We start from the raw sequence: 23,014 nt of genomic DNA on the forward strand, positions 1-23,014 counted from the left end.
CCCGCAGGCTTCATCGAGACGGGGCGGCCAGGAGTGTTCGCGATGATCCGCAGTTCCGCTCCGCGCACGATGCGCGTCGTTTTGTCGCAGGTTCGCGCGCTGGCGGCACGCATCGCCGCGGTCGCGCTGCCGAATCGCTGCGCACTGTGCGGCAATTTGTCACACGCCGTGATTTGCGGCGCTTGCGACGCCGCGTACTGGAATGAAGCGCGGCTGCGCTGCGACGTCTGCGCGCTGCCGCTGGGCACCGGGCGCCCGCGTTCGGACCCGTCGTCCCGCGGCGGGCACACCCGTGCCGGCCGCGCTACCGCCTACCGGTGCGACGCTTGCCGCACGGCGCCACCGCCATTCGACGCGACGCTCGCGCTTGCGGATTACCGCGCGCCGCTCGACGGGCTCGCGCGCGGCCTGAAGTTTCATGCGCGACTCGCGATCGGTGCCGAATTCGCAACGCGGCTCGCCCGGCTGGTCGACGATACACACGGCGCAAGCGGCTTCGACCTGGTCGCGCCGGTGCCGTTGTCGCACCGGCGGCTCGTCGCGCGCGGTTACAACCAGGCATGGGCGATCGCGCGTCCGCTTGCGCGCCGGCTCGGCGTCCGCGCGGATGCGGCGCTGCTCGCGCGCATGACCGACACCGCGCCGCAGTCGCGGCTCGACCTTCGCGCGCGACGCGACAACGTAATGGCGGCGTTCGCGGTGGCCGGCGACGTCGCCGGCCGTCACGTCGCGCTCGTCGACGACGTGATGACGTCCGGCGCGACGCTCGCGGCCGCCGCGCATGCGCTGAAGGCGGCGGGCGCCGCGCGCGTGACGAATCTGGTTGCGCTGCGCACCGCCAGGGATTAATTAGATACAGAGGCCGGCCGCCAGAACGCGGCCGTCACGAACCGGCCAGCCGGGAACGAGCACGCATTGCTCCGCCCCGGCCGGCCCAGCCAAACCGAAACATGTTCAACGTCGTCCTCGTCGCCCCCGAAATTCCGCCGAACACCGGCAACGTGATCCGCCTGTGCGCCAACACGGGTGCGCGCCTGCACCTGATCGAGCCGCTCGGCTTTCCGCTCGACGACGCGCGGATGCGCCGCGCCGGCCTCGACTATCACGAATATGCGCAGATGCGCGTGCACCGCGACTGGGACGCGTTCGTCACGGCCGAATCGCCCGATCCCGCGCGGATGTTCGCGTTCACGACGCGCGGCTCGGGCCGCTTCCACGATCACGCGTTCCTGCCCGGCGACTGGTTCGTGTTCGGCTCGGAGACGCGCGGCCTGCCCGCCGAGCTGCTCGAACGCTTCCCGAACGAACAGCGCGTGCGCCTGCCGATGCGGCCGGACAACCGCAGCCTGAACCTGTCGAACACGGTCGCGGTGGTCGTGTTCGAGGCGTGGCGCCAGGCCGGCTTCGAAGGCGGCGCCTGACGCGTGCCGGGCGCGGCCCGCGCCGCGCAATGCGTCAGGTCCGCGCGAGCCGCGCGCGATACAGGTCGTAGATGTCGGAGGAAAAGCACGCGAACACCACGCGTGTGAGGCTCGGTGCCTGCGGCAGCATTTCGGCGACGGTGCCGACCGCGATGTCGACGGCCTCGCCGGCCGGATAGCGGTAGATCCCGCAACTGATCGCCGGGAACGCGATCGACGTCGCGGCAACCTCCTCGGCCAGTTCGATCGCGCGCCGGTAGCACGACGCGAGCAGGTCGGGCTCGCCGCGCCCGCCGCCGTGCCACACGGGTCCGACGGCATGGATCACGTAGCGCGCCGGCAGCCCGTGGCCGCGCGTGAGCTTCGCGTCGCCCGTGTCGCAGCCGCCGAGCGTGCGGCACTCGGCGAGCAGGCCGGGGCCGGCGGCACGATGGATCGCGCCGTCGACGCCGCCCCCGCCGAGCAGCGAACCGTTCGCGGCGTTGACGATCGCGTCGACATCGAGCGTCGTGATGTCGACCAGCTGCGCATCGAGCGTGGTGGAATGGATCTGCAGCATGACAACCTCCCGGAACGCCGGAGACTGTTCAAGCGTAGTGCGCTTTGGCGCCGCGCGCTTGGCGCGGCCGCACCGGCCGGTGCCGGCCCGCGCTACTCGGCGCGCGCGTCGCGCCGCAGCAGGCCGCTGACGGCGTCGCGCGGCGCGATGCCGTCGAACAGCACGCCGCACACGGCTTCGGTGATCGGCATTTCGATCGATTGCGCGCGCGCGATCGCCAGCACGGCTTGCGCGCAACGCACGCCTTCGGCCACGTGGCCGAGCGCGCCGAGGATGTCGTTCAGCGAGCGGCCGGCCGCCAGTTGCAGGCCGACCGTGCGGTTGCGCGACAGGTCGCCCGTCGCGGTGAGGATCAGGTCGCCGAGGCCCGTGAGGCCCGTGAAGGTTTCAGCACGGCCGCCGAGCGCGACGCCGAGCCGCGACATTTCGGCGAGGCCGCGCGTGACCAGCGCCGCGCGTGCGTTCAGCCCGAGGCCGAGGCCGTCGGCGATGCCGGTCGCGATCGCCAGCACGTTCTTCACCGCGCCGCCGACTTCGACGCCGACCACGTCGTCGCCCGTATAGATCCGCATCGCGCCGTGATGGAACGCGGCGACCGTGCGCTCGCGGCATTCGGCGGACGCGCTCGCCACCGTCAGCGCGACAGGCAGCGACTGTCCGACCTCGCGCGCAAAGCTCGGCCCCGACAGCACGCCGTTGCTGTGCTGTTCGGGCAATTCGGCCGCGATCACCTGATGCGGCAGCAGATGCGTGTCGGCCTCGAAGCCCTTGCAGACCCAGACGACGTGCGCGGGCACGCAGCCCGCGTCGCGCATCGCGTGGCACAGCGTGCGCAGCCCGGCCACCGGCGCGGCGATCACGCACAGCGCGTCGTCCGCGGCGCCATGCGCGAGCGCGGCGCCGAGATCGGCGTCGTAGCGCAATGCGTCAGGCAGCGCGATGCCGTCCAGATAACGGGAATTCTCGTGCCGAGCCTGCAGCTCGGCGATGAGCGCGGCGTCGCGCGCCCACAGAAGCGTATCGTGCCGCGCGGCCAGATGGCCCGCGAGCGCGGTGCCCCAGGCACCGGCGCCGAGAACGGCTACTTTCATACCCAGCACCGGTCCGAGTGATACGTCAGTTCAGCGTCGTGCCGTTCGGCGCGCCTTCTGCGCCGGCGTGCTGCTGCTGAAGCTGCGCGAGACGCTGCTCGTACAGCGCCTGGAAGTTGATTTCCGCCAGGTGGATCGGCGGGAAGCCCGCGCGCGTGATCGCGTCGGCGATGTTCGAACGCAGGTACGGGAACAGGATCGTCGGGCAAGCGATGCCGACCAGCGGGTCGAGCTGTTCGTCGGGAATGTTGCGAATGTCGAAAATGCCGGCCTGCTTCGCTTCGATCAGGAACGCGACCTTGTCCTTCACCTTCGCGGTGACGGTACCCGACACGACGACTTCGAACACGCTTTCCGCCAGGCGGTCGGCCTTCACGTCGACTTCGACTTCAACCGACGGCATGTCCTGCTCGAGGAAGATCGCCGGCGAATTCGGCTGTTCGAGCGACATATCCTTCAGGTAGACGCGCTGGATGTTGAAGAACGGTTGGTTTTCGACGTCGGACATGGTGTTTCCCTAAAAGTGGTGACGGGGCGGCCCGGCTTCTCGCCGGCCGCCGCGGATGAATCCTGCGCGCCCAAGCCGCGGCGCGGCCGGCGGCCATTCTGCCTTAATCAGGCCGCTTGCAGAAGCGGTTCGAGCCCGCCTTCGCGGTCGAGCTTCGACAGATCGTCGTAGCCGCCGACGTGCGTGTCGCCGATATAGATCTGCGGCACCGTGCGGCGCCCCGTGCGCGACATCATTTCGTCGCGGCGGGCCGGATCGCGATCGATCAGCACCTTTTCGATCTGCTCGACACCGCGCAGCTTCAGCAGGCGCTCGGCCTGCATGCAATACGGACACACCTGCGTGCTGTACATCAAAACCTTGTTCACTTCGCCGCTCCTTGTTTGACGACCGGCATCCCGGCCTGCTGCCAGGCGGCCACGCCGCCCTCGAGCACGTGCACCTCGGCATAACCCGCCGCCTCGACCTCGCGCGCCGCCTTCTGCGACTGCTGGCCGTTCTGGCAGACGAGCAGCACGGGCGTGCTCTTGTTCTTCGCGACCTGCGCGATCTTCGCGCCGATCTCGCCCGCCGCGACCTGACGCGCCGACGGCAGGTGGCCGGCGGCGAAATCGGACGCGGCGCGCACGTCGATCACGACGGCGTTGCGGCGGTTGATGAGTTGCGTCGCCTCTGCGGCCGACAGGCCGCCGCGGCCGCGGCGCAGTGCGGGCCAGGCCAGCAGGCCGCCGGATACGACCAGGATCGCGATAAGGGCCAGGTTCGTGTAATCGGTAAAGAACGTCACGGAATTCCGCCGGAAAAAGAGAAATCGGATGAGGACAATCCCGCCATTATAAAATAACCGTCTTGCGCGATGGCGGGCCCCGGTCGGGTCCCGTGCGATGCGCACCGCTTCCTTCACTACCGACCGCAAGATCCATGTACAAACTCGTTCTCATCCGCCACGGCGAATCGACGTGGAACAAGGAAAACCGCTTCACCGGCTGGGTCGACGTCGACCTGACCGAACAGGGCCGCAACGAGGCCTACCAGGCCGGCGAATTGCTCAAGGAGGCCGGCTACACGTTCGACATCGCGTACACGTCGGTGCTCAAGCGCGCGATCCGCACGCTGTGGCACGTGCAGGACCGGATGGACCTCATGTACTTGCCCGTCGTCCACTCGTGGCGCCTGAACGAGCGCCACTACGGCGCGCTGTCGGGCCTGAACAAGGCGGAAACGGCCGCCAAGTTCGGCGACGACCAGGTGCTCGTCTGGCGCCGCAGCTACGACACGCCGCCGCCCGCGCTCGAGCCGACCGACGAGCGCGCGCCGTTCAACGACCCGCGTTATGCGAAGGTGCCGCGCGAGCAACTGCCGCTCACCGAGTGCCTGAAGGACACGGTCGCGCGCGTGCTGCCGCTGTGGAACGAGTCGATCGCGCCGGCCGTGCGCGCCGGCAAGCAGGTGCTGATCGCCGCGCACGGCAACTCGCTGCGCGCGCTGATCAAGTATCTCGACGGCATCTCGGACAGCGACATCGTCGGCCTGAACATCCCGAACGGCGTGCCGCTCGTGTATGAACTCGACGAGAACCTGAAGCCGATCAAGCACTATTACCTCGGCGACCAGGACGCGATCGCGCAGGCGCAAGCCGCCGTCGCGAAGCAGGGCAAGGCGGGCTGACGCCCGTCGGGCCGGGCGGGCCGCGTCCGGCGCGGCGTGCCCGGCCCCGGCCCGGCGCGCCGCGCGAACCTTCGCGGCCCCGCTGCTGTCGAACCCGCTTTCGAACCCGCAGCGCGCCCGGCGGTGCCCGCCCGGCCTTCTCCGGGCCCTTTTCGCGCCGTTCCACTGAGTCATCGGACGAACAGTTATACTTGTCCGCTACATCCCCGCTACCGCCACGCGCTTCCCGACCGCACCAGATCTCTATGCGAATGAAATTGAAGAACATCGGCCTGATTGCCGCGGGCCTTGCCACGGGCGTGTTCGCCACGCTGCAGGTTTCCGCATCGGCCGAGCAGACCGCCACGGCGCCGCTTCCCCTCGACCAGCTCCGCCTGTTCGCGGAAGTATTCGGCCAGATCAAGCGCGAGTACGTCGAACCGGTCGACGACAAGAAGCTGCTGACGGCGGCGATCAAGGGCATGGTGTCGAGCCTCGACCCGCACTCGTCGTTCCTCGACAAGACCGACTATGACGAGTTGCAGGAGCAGACCAAGGGCCGCTTCGCGGGTCTCGGCATCGAGATCTCGCAGGAAGACGGCCTCGTGAAGGTGATCTCGCCGATCGAGGACACCCCTGCCTTCCGCGCCGGCATCCGTCCGGGCGACCTGATCACGCGCATCAACGACAAGCCGGTGCGCGGCATGACGCTCGACAAGGCCGTCAAGCAGATGCGCGGCGAGCCGGGCACCAAGGTCACGCTGACGATCTTCCGCAAGAGCGACGACCGCACGTTCCCGGTCACCGTCACGCGCGCGATCATCAAGGTCCAGAGCGTCAAGATGAAGATCCTCGATCCGGGCTACGCGTATGTCCGCATCACGAGCTTCCAGGAACGCACGACGCCCGATCTCGCGCAGAAGCTGCAGGACATCGCGCGCCAGCAGCCGAACCTGAAGGGCCTCGTCCTCGACCTGCGCAACAACGGCGGCGGCCTGCTGCAGAGCGCGGTCGGCGTCGCCGGCGCGTTCCTGCCGCCCGACTCCGTCGTCGTGTCGACCAACGGCCAGATCCCCGATTCGAAGCAGGTCTACCGCGATACGTACGACAACTATCGCCTGCCGTCCTTCGACGGCGATCCGCTGAAGAACCTGCCGCCGGTCTTCAAGACCGTGCCGATGATCGTGCTGACGAACGCCTATTCGGCGTCCGCATCGGAAATCGTCGCCGGCGCGCTGCAGGATTCGAAGCGCGCGCAGATCATGGGCAAGACGACGTTCGGCAAGGGTTCGGTGCAGACGGTTCGCCCGATGACGGCCGACACCGCGCTGCGCCTGACGACGGCGTACTACTACACGCCGAGCGGCCGTTCGATCCAGAACAAGGGCATCACGCCCGACGTGCCGGTCGATCAGTACTCGGACGGCGATCCGGACGACGTGCTCGTGACGCGCGAGGTCGATTACTCGAACCACCTGGCGAACACGCAGGACCCGAACGAGAAGAAGGAACAGGAAGACCGCGAGCAGCGCCGGATGGATCAGTTGCGCGTTCTCGAAGAGCAGAACGACAAGAAGACGCCGGAGCAGCGCCAGAAGGACCGCGATCGCAAGCCGATCGAGTTCGGCAGCGCCGACGACTTCATGATGCAGCAGGCGCTCAACAAGCTCGAGGGCAAGCCCGTCCAGCAATCGAAGTCGCTGCTCGCCGACAGCACGACGAAGAGCCCAGCCGGCAAGGCCACCGCGGCTCCGAAGGCATCGGGCGCAAGCGCGAAGCCGAGCGCCGCACCGAAGCCCGCGTCAGCGCCGCAGTAAGCGCCGACCGGCATCCGACGGGCCATCGCGGGAAGACCGCGATGGCCCGTTTTTCATGCGCGCCTAAAATAACGCTACGTCCGCCCGCCTCGCCCACGACTCCCCATGAACGACGATCAACTCCTTCGCTACTCCCGTCACATCCTCGTCGACGAAATCGGCATCGAGGCGCAGCAGCGCTTTCTCGACGCGCATGCGATCGTCGTCGGCGCGGGCGGCCTCGGTTCGCCCGCGGCGATGTACCTCGCGGCATCGGGAGTCGGCACGATCACGCTCGTCGACGCCGATACGGTCGACCTCACGAACCTGCAGCGGCAGATCCTGCACGTGACGGCATCGGTCGGCCGCAGCAAGGTCGAATCGGGGCGCGACACGCTCGCGCAACTGAACCCCGGCGTGAAGGTGAACGCGGTCGCGGAACGCGTCGACGACGCATGGCTCGACGCGCACGTGCCGGGCGCGACCGTCGTGCTCGACTGCACCGACAACTTCGCGACGCGGCACGCGATCAACCGCGCGTGCGTCGCCCATGGCGTGCCGCTCGTGTCGGGCGCCGCGCTGCGTTTCGACGGACAGATCAGCACGTTCGACTTCCGCGATCCGGCCGCGCCCTGTTATGCGTGCGTGTTTCCGGAAGATCAACCGTTCGAGGAAGTCGCGTGCGCGACGATGGGCGTGTTCGCGCCGACGGTCGGGATCATCGGCGCGATGCAGGCCGCCGAAGCGCTGCGCGTGATCGGTGCGATCGGCACGACGCTCAACGGACGGCTGATGATGCTCGATTCGCTGCGGATGGAATGGACGACGATGAAGATCGCGCGCCAGGCCGACTGCCCCGTGTGCGGGGGCCGACACTGACGCGCGACGTGCATGCGCCGGCCGGCGCATGCGTGACGCTTCGCTGCGGTTAGCCGCGCAGCGGATGCCTAAGCGGCGGCGTCCGCGCGCGGCACGGCGACCGACAGGCGCTGCAGCGCCGCCTGCACTTCCTCCGGCTCGAACGACGCGAGCACGTCGGCCGTCGGTTTCTCGAGCGCCTTCAGGTGCGCGCGCAGGATTTCCTGCTTCACGACGAGCAACTGGCTCGGGTGCATCGAGAACTCGGTGAGCCCCATCCCGAGCAACAGGCGCGTGAGCGCCGGATCGCCCGCCATCTCCCCGCACACCGACACCGGCACACCCACGCGCTTCGCCTCGCGCAGCGTGTACGAGATCAGATGCAGCACGGCCGGATGCAGCGGGTCGTACAGATGCGCGACCGCGTTGTCCGCGCGGTCGATCGCGAGCGTGTACTGGATCAGGTCGTTGGTGCCGATCGACAGGAAATCGAACCGCTTCAGGAACAGCGGCAGCGCGATCGCCGCGGCCGGAATCTCGATCATCGCGCCGATCCGCACGTTCGGATCGTATGCGAGGCCCGCGTCGTCGAGCTGGCGCTTCGCCTCGCGGATCAGGTCGAGCGACTGGTCGATCTCCTGCGCATGCGCGAGCATCGGAATCAGGATCTTCACCTGGCCGAACGCGGACGCGCGCAGGATCGCGCGCAACTGCGTGAGGAACATCTGCGGCTCGGACAGACTCCAGCGGATCGCGCGCAGGCCGAGCGCGGGGTTCGGTGCGGTTTCGTAACCTTCGTCGAGCGCCTCGAGCGGCTTGTCCGCGCCGACGTCGATCGTGCGGATCGTCACCGGCATGCCCTTCATCCACTCGACGGCCCGCTTGTACGCGGCGAACTGCTCCTCCTCCTCCGGCATCTCCTTCTGATGCATGAACAGGAACTCGGAGCGGAACAGGCCGACGCCGACCGCGCCGGCCTCGACCGCCGCCTTCGCGTCGTCGGGCAGCTCGATGTTCGCGTACAGCTCGATCTTGGTGCCGCACAACGTTTGCGTCGGCGAGAACTTCAGACGCTGCAGCTTGCGTTGCTCCAGCAACTTCTCGGACTGCCGGTACGAATATTCCTCGAGGACGATCGGCGCGGGATCGACGATCACGATGCCCTGGTCGCCGTCGACGATGATCAGGTCGTCCTGACGGATCAACGTGCTCGCATGCTGCACGCCGACCGCGGCCGGAATGCCGAGGCTGCGCGCGACGATCGCCGTGTGCGACGTGCGCCCGCCGAGATCGGTGACGAACGCCTGGAACGACTGCGACTTGAACTGCATCATGTCGGCCGGCGCGATGTCGTGCGCGACGACGATCATCTCGTTCGTGCCGTTCGCGGCCGCGCGGTCGAGCGCCTGCGACGCGGACGGCGCACCGGCGAGGGCCTTCAGCACGCGCTCGACCACCTGCTCGATGTCGGCCTTGCGCTCGCGCAGGTATTCGTCCTCGATGTCGTCGAAGTGGCGCGTAAGCAGCCCGAGCTGCTCGGTCAGCGCCCATTCGACGTTGTAGCGGCGCGTGCGGATCAGATCGATGGTTTCCTGCACGAGCATCGCGTCGCTGAGGATCATCGTATGCACGTCGATGAACGCGCCCACTTCGCTCGGGGTGTCGTCGGTCAGGTCGGCACGCAACGCGGCGAGTTCGTGATGCACGACGTCGAGCGCCGTGCGGAAACGTTCGACCTCGGCGTCGATCTGGTTCGCCTCGATCAGGTAATGGGCGACGTCGAGCGCCGCCGGCGCGATCAGATACGCTCGCCCGATCGCGATACCACGTGAGACGGGAATGCCATGCAGCGTGAAGGACACGCGCACCTCCTCTGTACAAGTAAAGCCGCGGCACACTGCTGCGATGCGCTTATGACCCCGGTTAGTGATTATAAATTCCGCGACTCCCTGCTGACTGCATGCACCGCAGCATTGCACATTCCGCATCAATGCTTCCGACGAAAAAAATGCCGCGAAATCCGCGGCATTCTGACTGGAAACGGCAACGATCCCGCGCGATGATCACTGGCCTTCGCCGAACTTGTCGGCGATCAGCTTCAGCAGCGCGTCCATCGCTTCCCGTTCGTCGGCCCCTTCCGTCTCGATCGTCACGGTACTGCCGATGCCCGCCGCCAGCATCATCACGCCCATGATGCTCTTCGCATTGATCTTGCGCCCGTTGCGTGTCATCCAGACTTCCGACTGGAAGTTGCCGGCCAGTTGCGTAAGCTTGGCCGATGCGCGCGCATGGAGCCCCAATTTATTGACGATGGTGGTTTCTTGTTGAAGCATGATTCTCGGTCGGGTCGGTCTAAAACTGAAAACGAATGATCAGTGCGATTCGGTGCGCGGCTGCGGTTCGGGCGGAATCGGCGCGCACTGGCCGCAGCCGGCTTCCGTCGGCGGCGGCGGGGTGCCGGCCGCCACTTCGTGGACGCCCTTCGCGCCGCCGGACAGCGCCTTGTCGACGAGCTTGTCGAGCGGCACGGTGCGGTAGCAGACGGCCCGCACGAGCATCGGCAAGTTCGCGCCCGCCAGCACACGCACGTTGTCGATTTTCGCGAGCTGGCCCGCGATGTTCGCGGGCGTCGCACCGTACATGTCGGTCAGCACGATCACGCCGTTCTCTTCCTTGAGCCGCGCGAGCTCCGCGTGCGCGAACGCCATCACCTGGGTCGGATCGCTGTCCGCCGTCACGTCGATACAACCGATGCGCGCGGGCACGCCGCCGTAGATGTGCGCGATGCAGTCCCGCAGCGCGGTGGCGAGCGGGGCATGCGCGATGATCAGGATCCCGGCCATGTCAGATCGCTCCCGGCCGCCCCTGGCGGGCCGACACCCCGCGGCGGGGCAATGAGCGTAGCGAGTGTGGGAAACGTTTCATGTTCAGCCTTGCGACAGTTTCGGCCCGACCGCCGGGCCTTCGGTGCGCCGATCTCGGCACCTGGCAAGCGGGCATTGTAGCAGGCCGGTCAAGCTGCTCCGGCGACGGGGGACCTGCGCGGCCGCCGCCGGGGTTGCGCGGGAAGCGGCCTACGCGGCCGCACGCTCCAGCGCGTCGATGAACATCGCGGCGACGTCGAAGCCCGTCTGCTCCATGATCTCGCGGAAGCACGTCGGACTCGTGACGTTCACCTCGGTCAGCCAGTCGCCGATCGCATCGAGGCCGACCAGCAGCAGCCCGCGCGCCGCGAGCACGGGCCCGAGCGTCCGGGCGATCTCGCGATCGCGCTCGGTCAGCGGCTGCGCGACACCCAGCCCGCCCGCGGCGAGATTGCCGCGCACCTCGCTGCCCTGCGGAATCCGCGCGAGCGAATACGGCACGGGCTCGCCGCCGATCAGCAGGATGCGCTTGTCGCCGGCCTTGATCTCGGGAATGAACTTCTGCGCCATCACCGAGCGCGTGCCGTCGTGGCTCAGCATCTCGACGATCGAGCCGAGGTTCATGCCGTCCGGCTTCACGCGGAACACGCCCATCCCGCCCATGCCGTCGAGCGGCTTCAGGATCACGTCGCCGTGCTCGGCGTGGAATGCGCGCAGCCGTTTCGCGTCGCGCGTGACGAGCGTCGGCGCGACGAACTGCGGAAACTCGCCGATCGCGAGCTTCTCCGAATGGTCGCGGATCGACTGCGCCTTGTTGAACACGCGTGCGCCGGCGCGCTCGGCCAGCTCGAGCAGCCACGTCGACGTCACGTATTCCATGTCGAACGGCGGATCCTTGCGCATCAGCACCGCGCCGAACGATTCGAGGCGGCGCGCGTCGACCGTGCCCGCTTCGAACCAGGTCTCGCGATGCAGGTCGTCCAGTTCGCCGACGAACGTGATGCGCCGCACGTCGGCTTCGACGGCCGACCCCGTCCACGCGAGGTGGCCCGGCTCGCACGCGTACACCGCATGCCCGCGCCGCGCGGCCTCGGCCATCATCGCGTAGGTCGAATCCTTGTAGATCTTGAAGCGCTCGAGCGGGTCGGCGATAAAGAGAATGTCCATGCGGGTCCTGTACGTAGCGAAGGTCCGTTACACCTGGATGGCTTCGGGATCGGTCTTTTCCAGTTCGATCGACGACGCGATCAGCGACAGCCGCGCGACGACACCGTACATGTAGAAACGGTTCGGCGGCGCGGCACCCGGCTTGGCGCCGGCATCCGGCAGCGCGGTGTGCTCGAAGCCGAGCGGCACGTAGTGCATGCCGGGCGCGTTCAGGTTCTGGTCGCGCTCGCGGCCGCCGTGCGTGCGGTAGAAGCCGCCGACCACGTAGCGGTCGATCATGTACACGACCGGCTCCGCGACTTCGTCGCCGACGCGCTCGAACGTATAGACGCCTTCCTGCACGATCACGTCGCGCACCGTCAGGCCGGCCTTCGTCTCGGCCATCTGCGCGCGCTCGGCCTTCGACATGCGGCCGATCTCGGCCGCGTCGTGCACGGTCATCACGCCGCGCCCCGCCGTGCCCGCATCGGCCTTCACGACGACGTACGGCTTCTCGCTGATCCCGTATTCGCGATACTTGCGCGCGATCTTCTTCAGCACGCCGTCGATCGCGTCGGCGAGCGCCTGCTCGCCTTCATGCGCCTGCCAGTCGACGCCCTCGACGTGCGCGAAATACGGATTCACCATCCACGGATCGACGCCGACCATCTTCGCGAACTTCTTCGCGACGTCGTCGTAGCACGAGAAGTGCGTCGACTTGCGGCGCACGGCCCAGCCCGCGTGCAGCGGCGGCAGCAGGTACTGCTCGTGCAGGTTTTCCAGCACGGCCGGGATGCCGGCCGACAGGTCGTTGTTCAGCAGGATCGAGCACGGATCGAAATTCTTCAGGCCGAGGCGGCGCTGCGAACGCTCGAGCGGTTCGAGCACGATCTTCTGGCCGTCGGCCAGCGTGATCGGCGTCATGTCGGTGATGCTCGGGTCGAGCGAGCCGAAGCGCACGTTCAGTCCGGCCTGGCGCATGATCGTCGCGAGGCGCGCGACGTTTTCCAGGTAGAACGCATTGCGGGTCGGCAGCTCGGGAATCACGAGCAGGTTCTTCGCATCCGGGCAGATCTTCTCGATCGCGGCCATCGCGGCCTGCACGGCGAGCGGCAGCACTTCGGACGGCAGATTGTTGAACGCGCCGGGAAACAGGTTCGCGTCGACGGGCGCCAGCTTGAAACCGGCGTTGCGCAGGTCCACCGAACAATAGAACGGCGGGGTGTGTTCCTGCCATTCGAGCCTGAACCAGCGTTCGATCGCAGGCGTCGCGTCGAGGATCTTCTGCTCGAGTTCGAGCAGCGGACCGTTCAACGCGGTAACGAGGTGGGGAACCATGAATCACTCGCGAGCGGGAGAATGAAGATTGTAGAGCAATTGCCCTGCCCATTTGGGGATTGTTCCCGGCTTCGCAAGGGTTTGGAGGAAGTTTTCGGCTATTGACCCGATAGTGCGCAGGGTTATGCGCTACGACAGCAAGTGACAGGAGAAAAAAAGCCCGCCGGGTGGGCGGGCCGAAGTCGCTGCGCTCATTCGTGGCGGGCGCCGTCGTCGCGGCGGCCCGCCGTTCATCCTTACGACTTATTCGACGTGCTCGCCGTGCAGGATCACGTCGAGGCCTTCGCGCTCTTCCTCTTCGGACACGCGCAGACCGATCGTCATGTCGATCAGCTTCAGCAGCACGAAGCTCAGCACGCCGCTGTAGACCAGCGTGATCAGCACGCCCTTCGCCTGCAGCAGCAGGCTGCCGTCGGCACCGCCGATGTCCTTGACCGCGAACACGCCCGTCAGCAGCGCACCGAGAATCCCGCCCACGCCGTGCACGCCGAACGCGTCGAGCGAATCGTCGTAGCCGAGCTTCGACTTGAGCCACGTCGCCGACCAGAAGCAGACCACGCCCGCCGCGATGCCGATCACCAGTGCGCCGGTCACGCCGACGAAACCGGCAGCCGGCGTGATCGCGACGAGACCCGCGACCGCACCCGACACGATGCCGAGCACCGACGGCTTGCCCTTCGCGATCCACTCGGCAAACATCCAGCCCAGCGCCGCGCAGGCCGTCGCGACTTGCGTCGTCAGCATCGCGAAACCGGCACGGCCGTCGGCCGCAACCGCCGAACCCGCGTTGAAGCCGAACCAGCCGACCCACAGCATCGAACCACCGATCATCGTCAGCACGAGGTTGTGCGGTGCCATCGATTCACGGCCGTAGCCGACCCGCTTGCCGAGCACGAGGCACGACATCAGGCCCGCGATACCGGCGTTGATGTGCACGACGGTGCCGCCCGCGAAGTCGAGCACGCCGTCCGACGACAGCCAGCCGGTCGGCTCCCACACCATGTGCGCGATCGGCACATAGACGATCAGCGACCAGAGCGTCATGAACACGAGCATCGCCGAGAACTTCATCCGGTCGGCGAACGCGCCGCAGATCAGTGCCGGCGTGATGATCGCGAACGTCATCTGGTAGACGAAGTAGACCGTCTCCGGAATCGTCGGCGCCAGGTGGCTGACGGTCAGCGTGGTCGCCTTGTCGCCGTGGATATAGTTCATCCCGTGCAGGAACACGCGCGACAGGCCGCCGATGAAGCCGTTGCCCGGCGTGAACGCGAGGCTGTAGCCCACCACCGTCCACAGCACCGTGATCAGCGCGGTGATCGCGAAGCTCTGCATCACGGTCGCGAGCACGTTCTTCTTGCGGACCATGCCCGCGTAGAACAGCGCGAGGCCCGGGACCGTCATGAACAGCACGAGCGCGGTGGAGGTCAGCATCCACGCGGTGTCGCCCGCGCTGATCTTCGACGAATCGACCGAGAACGGCGCGGTCGGCGCGGCGGGTGCGGCCGGCGCGGACGCGGCAGCGGCGGCCGATGCGTCGGCGGCGCCCGAAGCCGGGGCGGCTGCCGCGGCGGCGGGTGCAGATGCGTCAGTGGCGGCCGGCGCGGAAGCAGCCGGAGCGGCCGCAGCCGATGCGTCGGAAGCCGTTGCGGCGGGCGCGGACGCAGCCGCGGCGGACGCCGCGTCGTCCGCGAGCGCGGAACCGACGCCGGTCGCGATCAGCGAGCCGGCCATCAGCAGGGACATCAGAAGTTTGCGCATCTTGGGTTTCCTCTTGTCGCTTGTCTTGTCTGTTCTGTTACAGCGCGTCTGCGCCGGTCTCCCCGGTGCGAATCCGGATCACCTGTTCGATTTGCGTGACGAAGATCTTGCCGTCGCCGATCTTGCCGGTACGCGCGGCCCGCTCGATCGCCTCCACCGCCTGGTCGACGAGATCGTCGGACACGGCCGCCTCGATCTTCATCTTCGGCAGGAAATCGACCACGTATTCGGCGCCGCGGTACAGCTCGGTATGCCCCTTCTGGCGCCCGAACCCTTTCACCTCCGTCACCGTGATGCCCGAGACACCAAGCGCCGACAGCGCTTCGCGTGTCTCATCGAGCTTGAACGGCTTGATGATTGCGGTAATGAGTTTCATGAAGTCCTCTCGCTGGGTTGTCCCGTCGAATTGGTTGGAATGTTGTAACGGACTCTTCTCAGCAACTCGCATGCCATGTCTGTCCGAGCACCGTCTCGAACGGCTCCTGAACGGGGTCGCATCCCGCGATGTAAGGTGCGGAAGCCCGGCCGAATGGCCAACGTGGCGCGGTTTGCTGGCGCGGCGAAAGGAACGTTGCTAGAGTGCACGCACGTCCCGGGTCGCCGGGACATTCACCCATGCGGGCGCCATGCCCGGAATTCGCGCCCCGGGCGCACCATTTCCGGTCATGCGTGCATCATGGGCACGTACGCAACTGAAGATGCACAATTTTTGTGCAAGGAAGGGGAATCACATGAAGCAACCCAGCGACGTTTTCAACGATCTGCAGTCGCGCGTCAGCGATCTGCTGAAAAACTCGCCGGCCAAGGACGTCGAGCGCAACGTGAAGGCCATGCTGTCGCAAGGCTTCTCGAAACTCGATCTCGTCACGCGCGAGGAATTCGACACGCAGGCGCAGGTGCTCGCCCGTACCCGCGTGCGTCTCGAGGAACTCGAAAAGCGCGTCGCGGAACTCGAGCAGAAGCTCGCAGCGCCGCAGGCCTGACGCCTCCACCCGGGCCGCAAGGTCCGGGCGCGGGCCGCCTCGCGCGGCCCGCGCCCGCCGCCCCGAAGCCGAAGCCGTTCCACCGCTTTTCGTAGTCCGTCGTTCTCCGCAGCACCCCCGCTCTTCGCCGTTCATCGCTCTTCGCAACACTCCCGCTCTTCGCAGTTCGTCGTTCCGCAGCGCCTCGTTCTTTCCCCGCGCCACGCCGGCAAGCGCGCACCGATTCCTCCGATTCCCGCGGCATGCGGCCCCGAACGGCCGTCGTCCGTCTGCTTACAGGAGCCTCGCCATGTCGCTCGCCGTGGTGCGCAGTCGCGCGCCCGCATCCGGCCGCGCGCCGGATGTCACCGTCGAAGTCCATCTTGCCAACGGGCTGCCGTCGTTCTCGATCGTCGGCCTGCCCGATCTCGAAGTCCGTGAAAGCCGCGAGCGCGTGCGCGCCGCGCTGCAGAACTGCGGCTTCGAATTCCCCGTGCGCCGTATCACCGTCAACCTCGCGCCGGCCGATCTGCCGAAGGAATCGGGCCGGTTCGACCTGCCGATCGCGCTGGGCATCCTCGCCGCGAACGGCCAGATCCCGGCCGACGCGCTGACCGGCCGCGAGTTCGCGGGCGAGCTGTCGTTGACCGGCGCGCTGCGGCCGATGCGCGGCGCGTTCGCGATGGCGTGCGGCGCGGCGCGGGACTGGCGCGCGGGCGAAACCGGATCGGGCCTCGGATCGAGCCCGGATTCCGTCGCGCTGTCCGGCGCCGCGGCGACGTCGCGCCCGCCCGAACTGTACCTGCCGCTCGACAGCGCGGCCGAGGCAGCGCTCGTGCCGGGCGTCACGGTATATGGCGCGCGTGACCTGCCCGCGCTGTGCGCGCATCTCGCCGATGCGCCGGACGGACGGCTCGCGCCGGTCGCGGCACCGTGCCTCGACGGCCTGCCGGCGCCCGCCGCCCCCGATCTCGCGGACGTGGTCGGCCAGCGCGGCGCCCGGCGCGCGCTCGAAGTCGCTGCCGCGGGCGGCCATCACATGCTGATGGTCGGGCCGCCGGGCGCCGGCAAGTCGATGCTGGCTGCGCGGCTAGCCGGTCTCCTGCCGCCGCTGACCGACGACGAGGCGCTGGCGTCGGCCGCGCTCCTGTCCGCGAGCCGCATCGGCTTCTCGCCCGCGCAGTGGCGCCGGCGGCCGTTCCGCTCGCCGCATCACTCGTCGAGCGCCGCCGCGCTGGTCGGCGGTCGCAACCCGCCGCAGCCGGGCGAAATCACGCTTGCGCATCTCGGCGTGCTGTTTCTCGACGAATTGCCGGAATTCGACCGGCACGTGCTGGAAATGCTGCGCGAGCCGCTGGAAGCCGGCCGCATCACGATCTCGCGCGCGGCCCAGCAAGCCGACTTTCCGGCCGCTTGCCAGCTGATCGCCGCGATGAACCCGTGCCCGTGCGGCTGGCATGGCGATCCGTCCGGGCGCTGCCGCTGTTCGCCGGACGTCGCCGCGCGTTACCTGCGCAAGCTGTCGGGGCCGCTCCTCGATCGCATCGACATCCAGATCGACCTGCCCGCGCTGTCGCCAGCCGAACTCGCGTCGCGCGCGTCGGCGCCCGGCGAACCGAGCGCCGCCGTAGCCGCGCGGGTCGCGCAGGCGCGCGCGCTGCAGCTCGGCCGGCAGGGCAAGACGAATCACATGCTGAGCGGCCGCGAGACCGACGACCTGTGCCGGCCGACCGACGAAGGCGAGCGGCTGCTGCGCGAGGCCGGCGAGCGCTTCGGCTGGTCGGCGCGCGCGTATTTCCGCGTGCTGAAGGTCGCGCGGACGATCGCCGACCTGGCCGGGGACCCGCTGCCGACGGCCGCGCAGATCGCCGAGGCGATCCGCTACCGGCGCGCGCTCACGGGGCTCTGAACGCCCTCAGGGGACAAAAAACGGCTGTCAAGACTTGACTTATGCACAATTTCTCGAATCCGGCCCCGGATCGCACCTCGCCGGGGCCTTTGCCGGACGGAATCCGTATCTCGTTGTTTTGATTGATTTTTCTCAAACCGTGCGCGAGCGACCAAACGGGCCGGAAGGCCGTCCGGCGCGGCTTAGCGGGAAATCCGGCCGACTTTTCAACAAAGTTATCCACATGCGCTGTGGATAGCCGAAAAACCCCCGCAAAATCCGGCGATTAGCGTCGAAAGCTGCGAATGAACTTTCAGTTGCGACACAGAGTCTGAGCGCCCTCGCCGGCCGTCGTCAGTCGAGTTTGAACGAGCCGAAAAACTGGTCGAGCTGCTCCTGCGCGAGCGGTCCGTCGGCGATCACGACCGCCTGGTACGCGTGCCGGCCGCGCGCGGCGAGCCGCGCGACGATCGTCTTGCGCGCGCGATCGCCACCGGCGGCCGCGCCCGCGACGCGCAGCTCGAGCCCGTTCACCGCGCCGCCGGCCGCGAGCGGCACGGGCACCGAAGCCGTCTGCGGCGCGCCTTCGAGGTTGCGGGACAGCCCCGCGCGCAGGAAGTCGAGTGCCGCGCGGCGCGTGTCGTCGCGGTCGTCGGGCAGCGTCAGCGTGCCGACCGCGAACACCGCGCCATCGACGTGCGCGGCCTGCATCCGCATCGGCATCGACGCGCCGCCGATCGCAACCGGCTGCTCCTCGACGGTCGGCTTCGCCGGCAGGTCGATCGTGTAGCCGGCGTCGTTGTGCAGCGTGCGCCAGTCGTACGACGGCGAGCACGCGGCCAGCGCGACGCTCGCGCAGGCTAGCGCGGCGAAGTGTCGCAGAGGACGAAAAAGGGGGCGCAACGAATCGATGACTTCCTTCGACATGGCGTGGATCGGGCAGGAAAAACGGGCATTATCCGCCGAACGTGAAAACCGGGATGTGCGGCGGCCGCCGGTGCGCGCGGCGCATTCGCGTTAAAATGAGCGCCGAATTTCGACGTCCTTTGCATTGATCCGCGTCATCGACCGACTCCGAGAGCACCGAAGATGAACACCACGCCTCCCGCCCGCCGCAGCACCGGCCCCGTCCGCTACATCGTCGCGGCCGCCGTCGTCGCGGCCATCGCCGTAGCCGGCTTCTTCGCGTTCAACGGCAAGTCCAGCGTGCCGGATGCGACGTTCACGCTGCTGTCGGGCCAGAAGGTCTCGACCGCCGGCGACCTGAAGGGCAAGGTCTATCTCGTGAACTTCTGGGCGACGAGCTGCGCGACCTGCATGCAGGAAATGCCGCAGATGGTCGATACCTATAATCGCTTCAAGGGTCAGGGGCTGGAATTCGTCGCGGTCGCGATGAACTACGATCCGCCGATGTACGTCGCGAACTACGCGCAGACGCGCCAGCTGCCGTTCAAGGTCGCGCTCGACGACGGCAGCGTCGCGAAGCAGTTCGGCAACGTGCAGCTCACGCCGACGACCTTCGTCGTCGACAAGAACGGCAAGATCCTGAAGCGCTACGTCGGCGCACCGCAGTTCGCGGAACTCGACGCGCTGCTCAAGAAGGCGCTCGACAGCAACGCGGCCTGAGCGCCGCCCGATCCGGATCGAAGGGCCGCGCGCCCTTCGCCGACCACGGACCGCACGACCGGCCAGCCCGGTTCCGCGGTCCGTTTGCTTTTCAGCGCTCGGTTTCGCCTTTCGCCGACAGCCCGTAGCGCTTCATCTTCTCGTAGAGCGTCGCCTTGCCGACATGCAGCCGGTCGGCCGTCGCAGCGACCGCCCCGCCCGTCTGGTTCAGCGCCTCGGCGATCACCGCGCGCTCGAACTGCTCGATGCGCTCCTTCAGCGTCTGCTCGTTGTCGGTTTCGTCGCCGCCCGCGCCCGTTTCCTGCGGCATGTCGGCCACGCCGAGCACGAAACGGTCGGCCGCGTTGCGCAGCTCGCGCACGTTGCCGGGCCAGTCGCGCTGCATCAGGCTCGCGCGCTGCCGATCGGTCAGCACGGGCGCCGGCCGCCCGTAACGCACGGCCGCATCGAGCATGAAGTGCTCGAACAGCGGCACGATGTCCTCGCGGCGCTCGGCGAGCGGCGGCAGCGCGATCGTCACGACGTTGAGGCGGTACAGCAGGTCGCGCCGGAACGTGCCGGCCGCGACGAGCTCGCTCATGTCGCCCTTCGCGGCCGCGACGACGCGGCAGTTCACGCGGATCGGCTGGTTCGAGCCGAGCCGCTCCAGCACACCGTCCTGCAGCACGCGCAGCAGCTTCACCTGCAACGCGAGCGGCATGCTTTCGATTTCGTCGAGGAACAGCGTGCCGCCGGACGCGTATTCGAGCTTGCCGACACGCCGCTTCGCGGCGCCGGTGAACGCGCCGGGTTCGTAGCCGAACATCTCCGACTCGAACATCGGCTCGGGCAGCGCGCCGCAGTTCACCGCGATGAACGGCTTGTCGCGGCGCGGCGACAGCTCGTGCAGGCTGCGCGCGATCAACTCCTTGCCGGCGCCCGTATCGCCGTTGATCAGCACCGACGCATCGGTGGGCGCGACGTTCGCGATCAGCTTGCGCACCTGCTCGATCGCGGGGCTCCTGCCGATGATGCGCGGCGCGACGACGTCCTTCCCGGCCAGCTCGCGCCGCAGCGCATGGTTCTCGAGCACGAGCTCGCGCCGCTCGAGCGCGCGGCGCACCGTCTCGATCAGGCGCTCGGCCGCGAACGGCTTTTCGATGAAATCGTACGCGCCGTCGCGCATCGCCTGCACGGCCATCGAGATGTCGCCGTGCCCGGTGACGAGGATCACCGGCACGTCGGGCACGCGCTCGCGGCACTGCGCGAGCACGTCGAGGCCGCTGGCGCCGGGCAGCCGGATGTCGCTGACGATCGCGCCGGCGGTGTCCGCGACGATCGCCTTCTCGGCCGCTTCGGCCGACTCGAAGCCGGCGACGTCGAAGCCCGCCAGCTGAAGGCTCTGCACGCTCGCCCGGCGAACGAGCGCATCGTCTTCGATATAGATCACTTGCAGCCGGTTGGCCATCGTACTCACTTGCTCCTGACGGGCCGCGCGGCGCTGTCGCGCGCGCGGCGGCGTTGATGCCGGTCGTTCGCCGACCGGGCCTGAGACTCGCGTGTGCTCAATGCGAGCCCGCCGGCTCGGACACGGAGTCCGGATGATGCGTGCGTGCGCGCCGCAGCGTCAAGACGAACTGCGCACCGCCCGACGGCGCGTTGCGCGCGGTCAGCGCGCCGCCCGCGTCGCTCGCGATCGACGACGAGATCGCGAGACCGAGCCCGAGCCCGCGCCCCATTTCCTTGGTCGTAAAGAACGGCTCGAACAGTCGCGGCAGCAGGTCGGGCGCAATGCCGGACCCGTTGTCGCACACCTCGATCGCGAGCGTCGCGGCCGACACCGCGATCGTCACCTCGATGGCAGGCGCCGCGACGCCCGCGACCGCGTCGAGCGCGTTGCCGAGCAGGTTGATCAGCACCTGTTCGAGGCGCAGGTCCTCGCAGCGGGCAACGAGTTCGGGATAGTCGCAAGCCAGATCGAGCGGCGCGTCGTGCGCGGGCGACACGATCGTGTCCTGCAGCGTCAGCGTGAGCGCGACGCCGCGCAGGCGATCGCCGAGCAGCGACAGCACGCTGCGCAGCGCACGCACGACGAGCGCCCGTTCGTTGCGCGGCTTCGCGCGGCCGACGAACAGCTTCAGCTGGTTCGTGATCTTGCCCATCCGCTCGGTGAGCGCGGCGATCGCCTCGAGGTTCTCGCGCGCGGCCGCCTGCTCGCCGCGATCGAGCAGCACGCGCGTGTTGTCCGAGAAGCTGCGCAGCGCCGCGAGCGGCTGGTTCAGTTCGTGCGTGATGCCGGCCGCCATCTGGCCGAGCGCGGCGAGCTTGCTCGCCTGGATCAGTTCGTCGTGCGCGGCGCGCAGCTCCTGCTCCGCGCGAATCCGGTCGCCGACCTCCTTCTGCAATTGCTCGTTCGCTTCCGACAGGTCGACCGTGCGCTCCTCGACGCGCCGGTTCAGCTCCGCATAGGCCTGTTGCAGCAGCGCACGGCCGCGGATCATTTCGCGCACGCGCGCGCGGCGCATCCGCCAGTAGAACGCGAACAGCGCGACCGACACGAAGCCGAAGCCCGTGACGATCGTCGCGTTGCGCGCATCGGCGTCGACGGGCGCGATCGGCGCGAGCGTGACGAGCAGCCAGTCGGGCTCGCCGATCCGGCGCTTGCTGGCCAGGAAGCGCGGCGCACGCAGGCCCGCGCCGAGCCGCACGATCTCCGCATCGGCGCCGAGCGTCTGCTCGATGCGCAGCGGCAGCGGCGTGACCGGTTGCTGCGCGTACTGGCGCGTCTCGTAGATCGACGCGGCGACGGGCCCCGTCAACGGGCGCAGCGTGTGGTACTTCCACGCGGGCACCGACGACAGGAACACGACGCCGTGATCGTCCGCGACGACGAGCGGCTCGGACGCGTCGGCGCCCTGGAACCATTCGAGGTTGAGCTTCACGACGACGACGCCCGCGATCTTGCCGTCGCGCCACACGGGCTGCGAGATGTAGTAGCCGGGATCGCGCGAGATCGTGCCGATCCCGAAGAAGCGGCCGACCTGGCCGTGCATCGCGTCGAGGAAATACGGGCGGAACCGATATTCGATCCCGACGAAGCTGTCGGGCGCGCGCCAGTTGCTGGCGGCGACGCACAGGCCATCCGCGCCGATCACGTAGGTGACGGTCGCGTGCGCGTGTTCGTTGAGATCTTCGAGATAACGATTGACGCGCGCGCTGTAGTCGGCGCGCTTCGGCTCGGCGAGCAGGTCCTGCACGTACGGATGACTGCCGAGCAGATAAGGCAGCGATTCGTAGCGGTCGAGCGTGCTCTTGAGCGCGCTGGTGGTGCGGTCGACGCGCACGGCAGCGTTGCGCTGCAGCTCGGCGACGCCGCGCCGCCAGGTGATGGTCCACGTCAGCGTGCATGCCGCGGCGAGCGCGGCGGCAAGCACGACGAGGATGAGCAGGCGGCGCGTCACGGTCGAGGCTTCCTGGCGATGCGGATCGCCTATTGTGTCATAGGCCTCCGGATTGCCGCCGCGTGCCGCGCCGCCGGCGGGCGGTGCCGCCGCCTGCTCCTTCATGATG

23 protein-coding genes are annotated in these 23,014 nt (G+C 68.2%); 8 read left to right on the forward strand and 15 right to left on the reverse strand.

Annotated elements, in window-relative coordinates:
- Nucleotides 1–42 precede the first annotated feature (42 nt).
- Nucleotides 43–849 (forward strand): ComF family protein, encoded by an 807-nt coding sequence (locus H3H55_RS15420; RefSeq protein WP_193099502.1) that lies wholly within the window; start codon nucleotides 43–45, stop codon nucleotides 847–849.
- 101 nt (nucleotides 850–950) lie between these two features.
- Nucleotides 951–1,421 (forward strand): tRNA (uridine(34)/cytosine(34)/5-carboxymethylaminomethyluridine(34)-2'-O)-methyltransferase TrmL, encoded by a 471-nt coding sequence (gene trmL / locus H3H55_RS15425; RefSeq protein ID WP_193099158.1) that lies wholly within the window; start codon nucleotides 951–953, stop codon nucleotides 1,419–1,421.
- Between the two features lie 34 nt (nucleotides 1,422–1,455).
- Here trmL and H3H55_RS15430 read toward each other — a convergent pair whose 3' ends face one another.
- The 5 genes from H3H55_RS15430 to H3H55_RS15450 all read right to left on the reverse strand — a co-directional run bounded on the left by H3H55_RS15430 (nucleotide 1,456) and on the right by H3H55_RS15450 (nucleotide 4,366).
- Nucleotides 1,456–1,980: an O-acetyl-ADP-ribose deacetylase gene (locus tag H3H55_RS15430; RefSeq protein WP_129513037.1), complete on the reverse strand. Its 525-nt coding sequence runs from the start codon at nucleotides 1,978–1,980 to the stop codon at nucleotides 1,456–1,458.
- A gap of 92 nt (nucleotides 1,981–2,072) precedes the next feature.
- Nucleotides 2,073–3,071 carry an NAD(P)H-dependent glycerol-3-phosphate dehydrogenase gene (locus tag H3H55_RS15435; protein ID WP_193099159.1) on the reverse strand — a complete coding sequence of 333 codons (999 nt, stop codon included), beginning with the start codon at nucleotides 3,069–3,071 and terminating at the stop codon, nucleotides 2,073–2,075.
- Nucleotides 3,072–3,096: 25 nt separating this feature from the next.
- The gene (gene secB / locus H3H55_RS15440; protein ID WP_047899099.1) at nucleotides 3,097–3,579 is read right to left on the reverse strand and encodes a protein-export chaperone SecB; all 483 of its coding nucleotides are present in this window, start codon (nucleotides 3,577–3,579) and stop codon (nucleotides 3,097–3,099) included.
- A 107-nt stretch (nucleotides 3,580–3,686) separates the two neighbouring features.
- Entirely contained in the window at nucleotides 3,687–3,947 is a 261-nt protein-coding gene (grxC, locus tag H3H55_RS15445; protein ID WP_129513039.1) for a glutaredoxin 3, read from the reverse strand.
- Entirely contained in the window at nucleotides 3,944–4,366 is a 423-nt protein-coding gene (locus H3H55_RS15450; protein WP_048247066.1) for a rhodanese-like domain-containing protein, read from the reverse strand. Before H3H55_RS15450 ends, grxC begins: the two co-directional genes overlap by 4 nt.
- Before the next feature lie 134 nt (nucleotides 4,367–4,500).
- On the opposite strand from H3H55_RS15450, the gene gpmA reads away from it, so the two are divergent.
- From gpmA to H3H55_RS15465, 3 genes are all read left to right on the forward strand, one after another.
- Nucleotides 4,501–5,247 (forward strand): 2,3-diphosphoglycerate-dependent phosphoglycerate mutase, encoded by a 747-nt coding sequence (gene gpmA / locus H3H55_RS15455; protein WP_021164239.1) that lies wholly within the window; start codon nucleotides 4,501–4,503, stop codon nucleotides 5,245–5,247.
- Nucleotides 5,248–5,492: 245 nt separating this feature from the next.
- Nucleotides 5,493–7,043: a S41 family peptidase gene (locus tag H3H55_RS15460; protein WP_129513040.1), complete on the forward strand. Its 1,551-nt coding sequence runs from the start codon at nucleotides 5,493–5,495 to the stop codon at nucleotides 7,041–7,043.
- A 105-nt stretch (nucleotides 7,044–7,148) separates the two neighbouring features.
- Complete coding sequence (locus H3H55_RS15465; RefSeq protein WP_129513041.1) at nucleotides 7,149–7,901, forward strand: HesA/MoeB/ThiF family protein; 753 nt, start codon at nucleotides 7,149–7,151, stop codon at nucleotides 7,899–7,901.
- Between the two features lie 68 nt (nucleotides 7,902–7,969).
- On the opposite strand, the gene ptsP is transcribed toward H3H55_RS15465, so the two are convergent.
- From ptsP to H3H55_RS15500, 7 genes are all read right to left on the reverse strand, one after another.
- On the reverse strand, nucleotides 7,970–9,742 hold the full coding sequence (gene ptsP, locus H3H55_RS15470) for a phosphoenolpyruvate--protein phosphotransferase (protein WP_193099161.1): 1,773 nt from the start codon (nucleotides 9,740–9,742) through the stop codon (nucleotides 7,970–7,972).
- Nucleotides 9,743–9,943: 201 nt separating this feature from the next.
- A complete protein-coding gene (locus H3H55_RS15475) occupies nucleotides 9,944–10,213 on the reverse strand; it encodes an HPr family phosphocarrier protein (RefSeq protein ID WP_072437289.1) in 270 nt (89 codons plus the stop codon).
- Between the two features lie 39 nt (nucleotides 10,214–10,252).
- Nucleotides 10,253–10,723 carry a PTS sugar transporter subunit IIA gene (locus H3H55_RS15480; RefSeq protein WP_193099163.1) on the reverse strand — a complete coding sequence of 157 codons (471 nt, stop codon included), beginning with the start codon at nucleotides 10,721–10,723 and terminating at the stop codon, nucleotides 10,253–10,255.
- 231 nt (nucleotides 10,724–10,954) lie between these two features.
- Nucleotides 10,955–11,911: a glutathione synthase gene (gene gshB / locus H3H55_RS15485; protein WP_193099165.1), complete on the reverse strand. Its 957-nt coding sequence runs from the start codon at nucleotides 11,909–11,911 to the stop codon at nucleotides 10,955–10,957.
- A gap of 27 nt (nucleotides 11,912–11,938) precedes the next feature.
- Complete coding sequence (gene gshA / locus H3H55_RS15490) at nucleotides 11,939–13,228, reverse strand: glutamate--cysteine ligase (RefSeq protein ID WP_048247079.1); 1,290 nt, start codon at nucleotides 13,226–13,228, stop codon at nucleotides 11,939–11,941.
- Between the two features lie 243 nt (nucleotides 13,229–13,471).
- A complete protein-coding gene (locus H3H55_RS15495; RefSeq protein ID WP_129513044.1) occupies nucleotides 13,472–14,989 on the reverse strand; it encodes an ammonium transporter in 1,518 nt (505 codons plus the stop codon).
- Nucleotides 14,990–15,026: 37 nt separating this feature from the next.
- Nucleotides 15,027–15,365, reverse strand: a complete 339-nt coding sequence (locus tag H3H55_RS15500) for a P-II family nitrogen regulator (RefSeq protein ID WP_038711752.1) — start codon at nucleotides 15,363–15,365, stop codon at nucleotides 15,027–15,029.
- A 355-nt stretch (nucleotides 15,366–15,720) separates the two neighbouring features.
- On the opposite strand from H3H55_RS15500, the gene H3H55_RS15505 reads away from it, so the two are divergent.
- Both H3H55_RS15505 and H3H55_RS15510 read left to right on the forward strand, forming a co-directional pair.
- Complete coding sequence (locus H3H55_RS15505) at nucleotides 15,721–15,972, forward strand: accessory factor UbiK family protein (RefSeq protein WP_006489451.1); 252 nt, start codon at nucleotides 15,721–15,723, stop codon at nucleotides 15,970–15,972.
- Between the two features lie 289 nt (nucleotides 15,973–16,261).
- Nucleotides 16,262–17,860, forward strand: coding sequence for a YifB family Mg chelatase-like AAA ATPase (locus H3H55_RS15510; protein ID WP_193099167.1), 1,599 nt, complete (start codon nucleotides 16,262–16,264; stop codon nucleotides 17,858–17,860).
- 333 nt (nucleotides 17,861–18,193) lie between these two features.
- On the opposite strand, the gene H3H55_RS15515 is transcribed toward H3H55_RS15510, so the two are convergent.
- Nucleotides 18,194–18,766: a hypothetical protein gene (locus H3H55_RS15515; protein WP_193099169.1), complete on the reverse strand. Its 573-nt coding sequence runs from the start codon at nucleotides 18,764–18,766 to the stop codon at nucleotides 18,194–18,196.
- A gap of 162 nt (nucleotides 18,767–18,928) precedes the next feature.
- Here H3H55_RS15515 and H3H55_RS15520 point away from each other — a divergent pair, with 162 nt between their 5' ends.
- Nucleotides 18,929–19,465 carry a TlpA disulfide reductase family protein gene (locus tag H3H55_RS15520; protein WP_048247089.1) on the forward strand — a complete coding sequence of 179 codons (537 nt, stop codon included), beginning with the start codon at nucleotides 18,929–18,931 and terminating at the stop codon, nucleotides 19,463–19,465.
- A gap of 91 nt (nucleotides 19,466–19,556) precedes the next feature.
- On the opposite strand, the gene H3H55_RS15525 is transcribed toward H3H55_RS15520, so the two are convergent.
- Together H3H55_RS15525 and H3H55_RS15530 are read right to left on the reverse strand one after the other, a co-directional pair.
- The gene (locus tag H3H55_RS15525; protein ID WP_129513049.1) at nucleotides 19,557–20,912 is read right to left on the reverse strand and encodes a sigma-54-dependent transcriptional regulator; all 1,356 of its coding nucleotides are present in this window, start codon (nucleotides 20,910–20,912) and stop codon (nucleotides 19,557–19,559) included.
- A 97-nt stretch (nucleotides 20,913–21,009) separates the two neighbouring features.
- A complete protein-coding gene (locus H3H55_RS15530) occupies nucleotides 21,010–23,010 on the reverse strand; it encodes a sensor histidine kinase (RefSeq protein ID WP_193099171.1) in 2,001 nt (666 codons plus the stop codon).
- Nucleotides 23,011–23,014: the final 4 nt, after the last annotated feature.

The sequence above is a fragment of the Burkholderia sp. Z1 genome (assembly GCF_014893795.1).
Lineage (GTDB): Bacteria > Pseudomonadota > Gammaproteobacteria > Burkholderiales > Burkholderiaceae > Burkholderia > Burkholderia theae.